Here is an 11,902-nt window from a genome sequence, read left to right on the forward strand (position 1 = left end):
CAAGTGGATCGCCCGCAAGCGGGCTCCTACGAGATGCCGGCGCGGGCATACTGCGCCCCCTTGATCTGCACCGCCCCGGATTGCCGCCAGGGATGGCGGACACAAAAAACCCGCCACATGGGCGGGTTCTCGCAGCGAGCCGTCCTCAGATGGGGCGGCTGCCGTATTTGCTGTCGGGCTTCTTGGGTGGGTCGGCGACCACGTTGGGCTCCACCTCCTGCACCTTGCCACCACGGGAGAGAAACTCTTCCATGGCACGCGCCAGGGCATCGCGCTCCTTCTGCTTGGCTTCGATGCTGGGCAACTCATCGACTTCAACGGCTTTGGCCTTGCTCTTCTTGCCGCTGGCTACGACCGCACCATCGCCCTCATCGTCGCTGCTGTCGCCGTCGTCGGCAGCAGCCAGCTCCTCACCATCGTCCTCGTCAGCCCCTTCCAGGTCGTCTTGTTCCAGGTCTTCGTCGCTCATGTTCAACCTCATGACTTGCGAAAAGCAGGTTAGTTATAGCCCAGTCGCACGATGTGCACCGCACGTCCGGAAAAAATTCAAATAGCCTCGCCATGCAAGGTCGCCACCACTCGCCGAACACCGCCATGATCGCGATGCTCACCGAGGTAGATCCCCTGCCAGGTCCCAAGCGCCAGCTGTCCCTGCTGTATCGGCAGCTGTAGCTGAAAGCCCAGCAGACTGCCCTTGAAGTGCGCCGGCAGATCATCCGGCCCTTCGTAATCGTGCTCGTAGCCCGCCTCACCCTGCGGCACCAGACGATTGAAGAAGCGCTCGAAATCGCGGCGTACCGCGGGGTCGGCGTTCTCGTTGACCGTCAGCGATGCCGAGGTGTGCTGCAACCACAGATGCAACAGACCAACACGTACCTGCGCCAGTTCCGGCAATGCTGCCAGCACCTCTTCGGTCACCAGATGAAAACCGCGTTCACGCGGACGCAGGCTGATGATGCGTTGCTGCCACATGCCGCTCTCACTCTCGATGGCTCCAGCGCGCGCATTCTAGCGTGCTGCCAGAAAAAACAAAGGGCGCCCGAAGGCGCCCTTTGCGATTTACCGGAGGATCACTTGTTGGTGAATTCCGGGTAGGCCTCCATACCGCACTCGGCGATATCGACACCTTCGTATTCTTCTTCTTCGCTGACGCGCAGACCGATCACAGCCTTGATGATGCTCCACACGATCAGGCTGGCGATGAAGACCCAGGCGAAGATGCTGCCGATACCCAGCAGCTGAGCACCCAGCGACGCATCGCTGTTGGTCAGGCAGACAGCCAGCAGACCCCAGATACCGACCACACCGTGCACGGAGATGGCACCAACCGGATCGTCGATCTTCAGCTTGTCCAGACCGAGGATGGCGAACACCACCAGCACACCACCCACGCCGCCGATCAGAGTCGCCTGCAGGCCGCTCGGAGTCAGCGGTTCGGCAGTGATGGCCACCAGACCAGCCAGAGCACCGTTGAGCGCCATGGTCAGGTCAGCCTTGCCGAACAGGATGCGGGCAACGATCAGCGCGGCAATCAGGCCCCCGGCGGCTGCCATGTTGGTGTTGACGAACACCTGAGCGACAGCGTTGGCATCTTCGATGGTGCTCATCTTCAGCTGCGAGCCGCCGTTGAAGCCGAACCAGCCCATCCACAGGATGAAGGTGCCGAGCGTCGCCAGCGGCAGGTTGGCACCCGGGATGGCGTTGACCTGGCCATTGGCGCCGTATTTGCCTTTGCGTGCACCGAGCAGCAGGACACCCGCCAGAGCAGCGGTGGCACCGGCCATGTGAACCACGCCGGAACCTGCGAAGTCGAGGAAGCCCGCTTCGTTGAGGAAGCCCGAGCCCCATTTCCAGAAGCCCTGAACCGGGTAGATGAAGCCGGTCATGACCACGGCGAACGCCAGGAATGCCCACAGCTTCATGCGCTCGGCAACAGCACCGGAAACGATCGACATGCAGGTCGCGGCGAACACCACCTGGAAGAAGAAGTCCGAACGGGCCGAGTAGTAAGGTGCATCGTCGCCACCGGCAAGTACCGAGTCGACGCTGTTTTCGTCACCGATCAGGAAACCCAGGCTCGGCAGGATGCCGCCTTCCGGGCTGGAGTACATGATGTGATAGCCGATCACCAGGTACATGACGCTGGCAACGGCATAGAGCGCCACGTTCTTGGTCAGGATCTCGGTGGTGTTCTTGGCACGCACCAGGCCGGATTCGAGCATGGCAAAACCCGCTGCCATCCACATCACCAGGGCACCACAGATCAGAAAGTAGAAGGTATCGAAGCCGTACTGCAATGCAGTCAATGCTGTGTTATCCATTTTTCACCTCTTGCCGGCGCTTTTGTTGTGCGCTGTTCGGTTGAAACGTCCAGGTTGGCTCAGGACGCGTTCCGCATGCTTTACAGGTCGTTGCCACGCTCGTACTGGATCACCGGAACCCCTGCGCCATGAGGCGACCAGGCATTCCCATCACTAGGCCAAGCGCAAGACCTCAAGAGGGTCTGGCACAGCAGAGCGGCGAAGGCATCGCCAGCTCCGGCTTTGGCCCTCGAAAACAGCGTAAAGCCAGAATTCGAGGACAAAAGGGCTCCTAGCCCTGCGAAAGTTCGCAGAGTCATGGGTTTACTCCTGGGGCGTGGGGTTCGGAGGCTTGTTAGATCGCGTCGGTATCGGTTTCGCCGGTACGGATACGAATCGCCTGTTCCAGGTTGACTACGAAAATTTTGCCGTCGCCGATCTTGCCGGTGTTGGCAGCCTTGGTGATGGCCTCGATCACGCGATCGAGCTGATCGTCAGCGATGGCCACGTCGATCTTCACCTTGGGCAGGAAATCGACCACATACTCGGCACCGCGATACAGCTCGGTATGGCCTTTCTGGCGGCCGAAGCCCTTGACTTCGGTGACGGTAATGCCCTGCACGCCGATCTCCGACAGCGACTCGCGCACGTCGTCCAGCTTGAACGGCTTGATGATGGCAGTGACTAGCTTCATGAAACTTTCTCCCGTGTAAGGTGGACTTGCCCCAGGAATTGCGAACCCGACTCAAGTCTAAGCGCAGTGTCTGGCTTTTGTAATGCACCGACCGCTCCAGCCTGGCGTGGTCGATACCCACCAACCGCTCCCGACGAAACACTCCCCCGCTTCGCCTGCAGCACCAGAACTGCATCGGTGCATGCGTCGCTGGGGTCTAAGCAGAAAGCTTGCCAGCTCACGCAAAAGCACTATCTATCAGGCCTTTAACAGCTTCCAGCCACAGTGACCGGTCATTCACACCGAATGTGGCGCACTAATTTGGTGCATCGATACATTCCATGATGCTCAAAATCGTGCAGTCGCCACTCAGCGGCCCTGCACCTACCTGCGTGCTACACTGCCGACCGTCTGTTTACGGAACCTGATCATGCTGCCGCCGAAAGCCTTGCTCGATACTCTCAGTAGCCACGCCTCGCGTCTTTTCAGCGGCGACAGCCCGCTGCCGCGCGCCGAACTGGAAGCGCAGTTCAAAGCCCTGCTGCAGAGCGGTTTCAGCAAGCTAGATCTGGTCAGCCGTGATGAATTCGACAGCCAGATGGTGGTCCTGGCCCGCACCCGCGCTCGCCTCGAGGCGCTGGAAGCCAAGGTCGCCGAACTGGAAGCCAAGCTGAACCCGCCCGCCGACTGAACCGACGGAACATTGAGAGCGCAGGCGACGACGGTTTAACCCCTTGTCGCCAATGCAGAGTGTTTTCAATGACCGCCCAGGCGGGCCTGATCAAGGAGTGATCATGTCCCTGGCCATCGTCCACAGCCGCGCCCAGGTCGGCGTCGAAGCACCGGCCGTCACCGTCGAAGCTCACCTGGCCAACGGCCTGCCCTCACTGACGCTGGTGGGCCTGCCGGAAACTGCGGTCAAGGAGAGCAAGGATCGCGTACGCAGCGCCATTCTCAACGCCGCGTTCGAGTTTCCCAGTAAACGCATTACCTTGAATCTGGCGCCCGCCGACCTGCCCAAGGATGGCGGCCGCTTCGATCTCGCCATCGCCCTGGGGATTCTCGCGGCCAGCGGCCAGGTGCCGGCTCACTCTCTGGATGAATGCGAATGCCTGGGCGAACTGGCGCTGTCCGGTGCGGTGCGCCCTGTGCAGGGCGTATTGCCGGCCGCCCTCGCCGCGCGCGCAGCCGGGCGCACCCTCTTGGTGCCACAGGCCAATGCCGAAGAAGCCAGCCTGGCATCGGGGCTGAAGGTAATCGCCGTCGAACATCTGCTGCAGATCGCCGCGCACCTCAACGGCAGCGCACCACTCGAACCCTACGCCGCCCAGGGTCTGCTCAGGCAGAGCCTGCCCTACCCGGATCTGGCCGAAGTGCAGGGCCAGTTGGCCGCCAAGCGTGCATTGCTGGTGGCCGCAGCCGGCTCGCATAACTTGCTGCTCAGCGGCCCACCCGGTACCGGCAAGACGCTGCTGGCCAGCCGTCTGCCCGGTCTGCTGCCGCCGCTGGACGAGAGCGAGGCGCTGCAGGTCGCTGCAATACATTCAGTAGCCAGCCATCTGCCGTTGCAGCACTGGCCGCAGCGCCCCTTTCGCACGCCGCACCACAGCGCCTCTGGGCCGGCATTGGTGGCAGTCGCCCGCAGCCTGGCGAAATAACCTTGGCCCATATGGGAATCCTGTTCCTCGATGAGCTGCCGGAATTCGATAGAAAAGTGCTGGAAGTGCTGCGCGAGCCGCTGGAAAGCGGCCACATCGTCATTGCCCGAGCGCGGGACAAGGTGCGTTTTCCTGCGCGTTTTCAGCTCGTTGCCGCCATGAATCCCTGTCCTTGTGGCTACCTGGGCGACCCGAGCAACCGCTGTCGCTGCACACCGGAACAGATCCAGCGCTACCGCGCCAAGCTGTCCGGGCCATTGCTCGATCGCATCGACCTGCACCTGACGGTCGCCCGCGAAACGACGATATTGAACGCCGCACCGCAGGATGGCGAAAGCACCGCACAAGCAGCAGCGAAGGTCGCCCGGGCTCGTGAGCGACAACTGCAACGCCAAGGGGTGGCCAATGCCTTTCTCGATTTGCCCGGCCTGCGTCAGCACTGTGCATTGAGCAGCGCGGATCGTCAGTGGCTGGAAAGTGCCTGCGAACGTCTCGGCCTGTCGCTACGCGCCGCGCACCGTGTGCTCAAGGTAGCGCGCACGCTGGCTGATCTGGCGGATCAGCAGCAGATTGACCGCGCTCATCTGGCCGAAGCACTGCAGTATCGCCCCGCTGCAGGATGAATCAGCGGAAGCGCTCGACTTCCTGACGCAACTGGGCGGCTAGGCGATCCAGCTCGCGCGCGGTATCGGCCAGGTTGGCCACCACTTCACGCTGCTCGCCATTGGTTTGGGCGATGCTCTGCAAGTTGGCGCTGAGCACGGTCGCGGTGCTGCTCTGCTCGCTGGTAGCGGTGGTGATGGCGGCGAATTGCTCCCCGGCCTCGGCGCTCTGCTCACTGATCTGCGCCAGTGCCGCCGCCACCTTGGCGTTACGTTCCAGGCCATCCTGCATCAGCTGTCGGCCGTGCTCCATGGTGGCGATAGCGCTGCTGGTCTCGCTCTGGATGCTGCCGATCATCGTGGAAATCTCGTTGGTCGCCTCGCGGGTACGCCCGGCCAGATTGCGCACTTCGTCGGCGACGACGGCAAAACCACGGCCCTGCTCGCCGGCCCGCGCTGCTTCGATGGCAGCGTTGAGCGCCAGCAGGTTGGTCTGGTCGGCGATCGCGGTGATGACGCTGACGATACCGCCGATCTCCTGAGAGCGCTGGCCGAGGCCGTTGATCGCCTTGGAGGTTTGCTCAAGTGCTTCGGCGATCTGCACCAGCGCTTCGGAAGCCTGATCCATCGAGGTACGCCCGATACGGGTCTGTTGGGCGTTGTCGCTGGCCAGTCGCTCGGTGCTGCGCATGTTGTCGGCGATGTTCTGCGAGGTGGCGCTGAACTCCTCCACCGCGCCGGCCATGCTGCTGATCTCGCCGGATTGCTGGTCGATCCCCTGATAGGCATCGCGCGACAGCGTGGACATCGCCTGCGAGCGCGCGCTGACATCCTGAGCAGCGCTGCGAATACCCGCCACCATGCTCGCCAGCGCTTCGCCCATACGATTGAAGCTGCGCGCCAGCTCGCCGATTTCGTCATCACTGGATTGCGCCATACGCGCGCCAAGATCACCGGCGCCAAGCGCCTGTGCCTGCTGTACCAGGTCGCCCAACGGGCGCAGTTTGCGGCGCAGCAGCCAGACCACGGCAATGACCGCCAGCAGCAGCGTCAGTGCGCTGCCGATGGCCAACTGGGTACCGACACGCCAGGTGACAGCCTGAATTTCCTCGCGCGGCATGCTCGCCAGCACCATCCAGGGTCCGCCGGCAAAGGGCATGGCGACGCTGTAGAACTCATCCTGACCATCGCTCCAGAAACCGCCTCTACCGCTGTTGGCGACCAGCGTGCTGAGCGATTCGGGCAGGCTGCTCATCGCCGCTGCACCGGCCGGTGCCACCAGCCACTTGCCCTGCTCGTCGAGCAGCGCCAGCGAGCCGGTACTACCGATACGGAAATCGGTGAGGTTGCGCATCTGCAGGTTCTGCGCATCGGTGTAATCGAAACCGACGAACAGCACAGCGATGACCCGCCCGCCGGTGTCGCGCACCGGGGTGTACTGAGTCATGTAGTAGCGATCGAAGAGCAAAGCCCGGCCCACGTAATTCTGCCCGGCCAGCAGGCGCTGATAGGCCGGGTGCTGATGATCAAGCGCCGTTCCCAGAGCACGAGTGCCATCCTGCTTGGTCAGCGAGGTGGTGATGCGGATGAATTCGCTACCGTCACGCACGAATACCGTGGCCACACCCGCAGTCATGCGCGTGAAGTCATCGACCTCGGTGAACTCGTTGTTCAAGCGCGTAGTCCCCAGGTAAAGCGCAGGTGTCTGCAGGCTGCCGACGCTCACACGCTCTTCACTGCGCACCTGCAAGCCACTGCTGAAGCGCTGCTCGAAGAGTCCGGCCAGACGCTGCGTGCTCTCACGCAGGCTGCCATGGAAGGTTTCGAGCTGGTCGGCCAGCAGCCCCGCCTCGCTGCCCAGGTGCTTTTCGCGAGTGACCAGATTGGCCTCGTTGAGTGAACGCAGGGCAAACAGGGTGCTGACGCTGATCAGCAGCACCAGCACCAAAGCCAGCATGGCAGCCAGTTGCAGGGCTATACGAGAGCGAGGAGGATTCATGAGGGCTCCAGGTGTGCGCCCATGAGCATATGGGCAGATAACTCAGACAATTTCGGCACCACCCAGTCGTCATATGACTCGGCGAAAAGGCGCGAGGATACTTGAGCATTCAGCTCGGTCAATATCAAAGCGCCATACGGTCGTCATTTATTATCAAAACAGCGCTACAGAGCGATGGCTGATAGTTTTTATCGATCACTCAATAGATGATGGCACTCATGCCTACAGAGAGCATCCTGGCCACACTACAGTCGACCTGCCCGGTCTTTGATGGCCGTCAGAGTCCTGAGCGGTGGCCATGATCGTTCAGCGCAAACGCTCGACCTCGGGCAGTGCCAGCGCGGCGACCTCCGCCAGCAAGTAGTCACGCAAACGCTGCAGACGTGCCTGCGCACGATGTCCACGCGGCCACACCATGTAGTAGCTGTCACCACTGAATACCGCCGTCGGCCAGGGCACACCGAGCCGGCCGGCGTTCACGTCCTCGGCCACCATCAGCAGATCACCGATGGACACGCCATAGCCGCGCGCCGCCGCAACGATGCCCAATTCGAGCATGTCGAACAGCTGCCCGGTCTTCAGCGGCACCTGTTCGACCAGGCCTGTAGCCTGCAACCAGCGCCGCCAGTCACGGCGATCCGGCGTCGGGTGCAGTTGCTCCGCCGCGCGCAGCCGCGCCAACGACCAGGGACCGACCTCAGAATCACCGGCAGCGCACACCGGAATCAGCCATTCCTCGAATAGCAGGACGCTCTCCCACTCATCTGGAAACTGACCATCGGACAGCAGCACGGCACAGTCGAAGGGTTCATGGCGGAAGTCGACCTTGTCCACATCCATCCAGGCGCTGGTGAGCTGCACTTCGCTGTCCGGGTTGGCCAGACGAAAGTGCGACAGCCGCGCCAACAGCCAGCGCATGGTCAGGGTCGACGGTGCCTTCAGGCGCAGCACCTCGTCGTCGGCGTGCAAGACAGCGCTGGCGCGCTCCAGCGCATCGAAGCCCTCGCTCAGCCCCGGTAGCAGGGCACGGGCCGGATCGGTCAGGTGCAGGCTGCGTCCACGGCGCTCGAACAGACGGCAGGAGAAGTAGTCCTCGAGTGTGCGGATATGCCGACTCACCGCGCTCTGCGTGATCGCCAGCTCTTCGGCGGCGCGGGTAAAGGAGGCATGCCGGGCTGCGGCCTCGAAGGCGCGCAGGGCGTAAAGCGGAGGAAGACGACGCGTCACTGCATAGAACCATGAGTTTTAATCATGCCTGGCATGGCTATTTTCCTTTTGTGAGCAATCGACAAGAACCACAGAATAACGGTCATTGCTCATCTCCTGACAGCCAGGCGATGCTCCCCCTGCCGAAGTTTTACTCATCATGAAGATTTTCCTTGGTCACGAGTTGGGTGCGCTGCTGCGTCTGGCCGGCCCGCTGATCTCCGCACAGTTGGCCCACGCGCTGATGATTTTCACCGACACGCTGATGATGGCCATGCTCGGCCCGCAGCAGTTGGCAGGCGGTGCGCTGGGCGCCACGTGCTATTTCATCTTCTCGATCTTCTGCACCGGGGTGATCGCCGCGGTGGGCAGCCTGATCGCCATTCGCCATGGTGCGGGCGATCCGGCAGGTATCACGCGTCTGATCCGGAACGGCCTGTGGCTGGCCATGCTGTTGGGTATCGTCAGCGCGCTGTGTCTCAACGGTCTGGGCCCGCTGCTGCCGCATCTGGGTCAGGACCCAGGCGCTGCCAGCCAGGCCATGGATTTCCTGCGCCCGCTGTCGCTGGCCCTGCCTGGCTACCTGTGCTTCATGGCGCTGCGCGGCTTCACCAGTGCCATTGGTCATCCCGGCCCGGTGATGGCCATCAGCATCGCCGGTACCGCTGCCAATTTCGTCATCAACTACGCGCTGATCAAGGGCTGGTTCGGCCTGCCCAACCTGGGCCTGAGTGGCATCGGCATGACCACTGCGCTGGTCAGCAGCGCCATGGCCCTGGCATTGGCGCTGTACATCCTGCTCTCGCCGACCTATCACCGCTACAAACTGCGGAGCGGCATGGGCCGCCCACAACGGGCGGAAATACGCGCACTGCTGCGCCTGGGCCTGCCCATTGGCGGTACCTACGCCGCCGAGCAGGGGCTGTTCACCTTCGCCACCCTGTGCATGGGCGCGCTGGGCAGTGTGCAACTGGCGGCACATCAGATCGCCATGCAGACGGTGGCGCTGGCGTTCATCGTGCCGCAAGGGCTGTCCTATGCGGTGACCTTCCGCGTCGGCCTGCATTACGGCGCCGGGCATCTGCATCTGTCGCGCCTCAGCGGCCATCTGGGCATGTTCCTGGGAGCGGCGTTGATGCTGCTGTTCGCCCTGCTGTTCTGGCTGCTGCCGGAGTGGATCATCGGCCTGTTCCTCGACCGCCACGATCCGGCCTTCGCCGATATCGTCACCCTCGCGGTCAGCCTGCTGGCGATAGCCGCCTGGTTCGAGCTGTTCGATGGTTTGCAGAGCATCGCCATGGGCGCGATCCGCGGGCTGAACGACGGCCGCACCACCCTGCTGATCGGCCTCACCGGTTACTGGTGCGTGGGCGCACCGCTGGTCTGGCTGTTCGCCTTCGCCCTTGGCTGGGGTGCACAAGGCGTCTGGTGGGGCCTGGCTGCCGGCCTGGCGGTAACGGCGAGCGGTCTGGTGCTGGGCTTCCAATGGAAGACTGCGCGCCTGCAGCGGCCACTTGCGGTGGAAGGCGAGACCTGCCTGTCGTAGCCCGCAGGCAAGCAGGGGGCGTGTGCCACATATTCCCCGACTGCGGATCAGCCGCCGCCGAGCAGAGGCTGGCGCAGGCCGAACACCAGAAAGCGTGCCAGTTCCGCCAGAGGTATGGCCTTGCTGATCAGGTAACCCTGCACCTGATCGCAACCAAACTGGCGCAGCATGTCGAGCTGCTCGATGTTCTCCACCCCTTCGGCCACCACCTCGAGATTGAGGTTGTGCGCCAGATTGATCATCGCCCGCACCAATTGGCGGTTCTCGGCACGCTCGCCCATACCGCCGACAAAGCTCTTGTCGATCTTCAGCAGGGTGATCGGCAGGTTGTTGAGATGGACGAAAGACGAAAAGCCGGTGCCGAAGTCGTCCAGCGAGAAACGCACGCCGAGCCGCCCAAGCTCCAGCATGGTCTGCTGCACCTGATCGCTGCGGCGCATCACCGCAGTTTCGGTCAATTCGAACTCCAGCCACTGCGCATCGACGCCACGTTCTTCGATCAGGCGGCTGAGGGTCGGCAGCAACTGGCTGTCCTGAAACTGGCGGAACGACAGGTTGACCGCCATGTGCAGTGCCGGCAAGCCGCGCCCACGCAGCCACTGCATATCGCGCAGGGCACGGGAGATGACCCAGTAACCGAGCGGTACGATCAGCCCGGTTTCTTCGGCCAACGGTACGAATTCATTGGGCGAGAGCAGCCCTCGCTCGCTGTGCTGCCAGCGCACCAGGGCCTCCAGACCGACGATGCGCCCGCTCTTCAGGCACAGACGGGGCTGGTAATGCAGCTCCAGTTCGTCACGGCGGAGCGCACGGCGCAGCTCGCCTTCCAGATCGGCCTGGCTGCGTGCGCTGCGGTTCAGGCGTTCGTCATAAACATGAAACACGCAGCCTTGCTGATTCTTGGCCTGCTGCATGGCGATATGCGCGTGCCACAGTAGCGGATCGGCGCCCTCGCCCGCGCGGGCATGCGCCAGGCCAAGGCTGCAGCCGATCAGCAGACTCTCACCGTCCACCCAGTAAGGCTCACCCAATACCTCGGTGACACGCTCGGCGAGGCGCTCCACGCGCTGCGGATCGCGGCGTGCATCGAGCAACAGAGCGAATTCGTCGCTGCCCAGACGCGCGATCTGATCGCAGGGCTGCAGCAGCCCCTTGAGCCGCGCCACCACCTGCAGGATAAGGCGGTCTCCGGCTTGGTAGCCGAGGGCATCGTTGGCGTGACGGAAGTTGTCCAGATCGAGATGACCCAGCACCAGGCCACGGCCGCCACACTCGGCCAGACGCGCCGCGAGCAGGGTCTGGAAGCCCTGGCGATTGGCGATGCCGGTCAACGGGTCCTGTTCGGCCAGGCGCTGCAGAGTGTGCTTGAGGTTGCCCTGTTCGCGCACATAGCGCAGGCAGCGGCGCAGCACATCGAGGTTGAGGCTGCCGCGCACCAGCCAGTCGCTGACACCAGCAGGCTCTTCGACGGGCTCCTCGTCGAGCAGCAGGACGATGGGCAAAGGGCACTGACGGGGTTCGGGAAGGCGATCCGGGGTACTCAGCAGCAGACCACTGGCGTGATCATCGAACAGACTGCTGGCCGCCTCCCAGGACGGTGCGGTAATCAACGGGAACGGGCTGCCCAGGGCGCTCAACTGCTCGCGCAACAATTCGGCCCAGTCCGGCGTTTCAGCCAACAGAACCAACCGCAAGGGTTCGACGAGCGTGGACAAGCAACCTCCCCCAATGACCGCAAGAATGATGGCGAATCGCGTCGCCTGAACGCGCCGTAATCGGCGTCTAATCAATCACATCCGTGCGAAAGGTGGTGCACATCCTGAGGTATAGCCAGTAAACCGACAAGTGGAACCAGAGTACTGGAATAAAGTGATTAACCAAGTGCATGGCTATGCAATTTCGTGCGCTAGGCCACAGT

General features: G+C 62.8%; 9 protein-coding genes and 2 pseudogenes. 3 read left to right on the forward strand and 8 right to left on the reverse strand.

Annotated features, from left to right (window positions below):
* Positions 1 to 145 precede the first annotated feature (145 nt).
* The 4 genes from sutA to glnK all read right to left on the reverse strand — a co-directional run bounded on the left by sutA (position 146) and on the right by glnK (position 2,994).
* Positions 146 to 469 carry a transcriptional regulator SutA gene (sutA, locus tag GV002_RS02205; protein ID WP_160016857.1) on the reverse strand — a complete coding sequence of 108 codons (324 nt, stop codon included), beginning with the start codon at positions 467 to 469 and terminating at the stop codon, positions 146 to 148.
* Positions 470 to 546: 77 nt separating this feature from the next.
* On the reverse strand, positions 547 to 972 hold the full coding sequence (locus GV002_RS02210; RefSeq protein ID WP_160016858.1) for a secondary thiamine-phosphate synthase enzyme YjbQ: 426 nt from the start codon (positions 970 to 972) through the stop codon (positions 547 to 549).
* 98 nt (positions 973 to 1,070) lie between these two features.
* A complete protein-coding gene (locus tag GV002_RS02215; protein ID WP_160016859.1) occupies positions 1,071 to 2,321 on the reverse strand; it encodes an ammonium transporter in 1,251 nt (416 codons plus the stop codon).
* 334 nt (positions 2,322 to 2,655) lie between these two features.
* On the reverse strand, positions 2,656 to 2,994 hold the full coding sequence (gene glnK / locus GV002_RS02220) for a P-II family nitrogen regulator (protein ID WP_003096476.1): 339 nt from the start codon (positions 2,992 to 2,994) through the stop codon (positions 2,656 to 2,658).
* 409 nt (positions 2,995 to 3,403) lie between these two features.
* Between glnK and GV002_RS02225 the strand changes: the two genes are divergently transcribed.
* A complete protein-coding gene (locus GV002_RS02225) occupies positions 3,404 to 3,664 on the forward strand; it encodes an accessory factor UbiK family protein (protein ID WP_160016860.1) in 261 nt (86 codons plus the stop codon).
* Positions 3,665 to 3,767: 103 nt separating this feature from the next.
* Positions 3,768 to 5,254, forward strand: a pseudogene (locus tag GV002_RS02230) (YifB family Mg chelatase-like AAA ATPase).
* A 1-nt stretch (position 5,255) separates the two neighbouring features.
* Here the strand turns inward: GV002_RS02230 and GV002_RS24510 are convergent.
* The 3 genes and pseudogenes from GV002_RS24510 to GV002_RS02240 form a co-directional block, all read right to left on the reverse strand.
* Positions 5,256 to 6,116: a methyl-accepting chemotaxis protein gene (locus GV002_RS24510; protein WP_372241813.1), complete on the reverse strand. Its 861-nt coding sequence runs from the start codon at positions 6,114 to 6,116 to the stop codon at positions 5,256 to 5,258.
* A pseudogene (locus tag GV002_RS24515) lies at positions 6,114 to 7,232 on the reverse strand (Cache 3/Cache 2 fusion domain-containing protein); the annotation flags it as partial. The gene GV002_RS24510 and the pseudogene GV002_RS24515, both read right to left, overlap by 3 nt.
* Positions 7,233 to 7,538: 306 nt before the next feature.
* Complete coding sequence (locus tag GV002_RS02240; protein WP_160016862.1) at positions 7,539 to 8,459, reverse strand: LysR substrate-binding domain-containing protein; 921 nt, start codon at positions 8,457 to 8,459, stop codon at positions 7,539 to 7,541.
* A gap of 139 nt (positions 8,460 to 8,598) precedes the next feature.
* Here GV002_RS02240 and GV002_RS02245 point away from each other — a divergent pair, with 139 nt between their 5' ends.
* Complete coding sequence (locus tag GV002_RS02245; RefSeq protein WP_160016863.1) at positions 8,599 to 9,984, forward strand: NorM family multidrug efflux MATE transporter; 1,386 nt, start codon at positions 8,599 to 8,601, stop codon at positions 9,982 to 9,984.
* A gap of 47 nt (positions 9,985 to 10,031) precedes the next feature.
* Here the strand turns inward: GV002_RS02245 and GV002_RS02250 are convergent, their stop codons facing one another.
* Positions 10,032 to 11,699, reverse strand: a complete 1,668-nt coding sequence (locus GV002_RS02250) for a putative bifunctional diguanylate cyclase/phosphodiesterase (RefSeq protein ID WP_160016864.1) — start codon at positions 11,697 to 11,699, stop codon at positions 10,032 to 10,034.
* Between the last annotated feature and the right edge of the window lie 203 nt (positions 11,700 to 11,902).

It is taken from the genome of Pseudomonas sp. 8O (genome assembly GCF_902506495.1).
In the GTDB taxonomy this organism is placed as follows: domain Bacteria; phylum Pseudomonadota; class Gammaproteobacteria; order Pseudomonadales; family Pseudomonadaceae; genus Aquipseudomonas; species Aquipseudomonas chaetocerotis.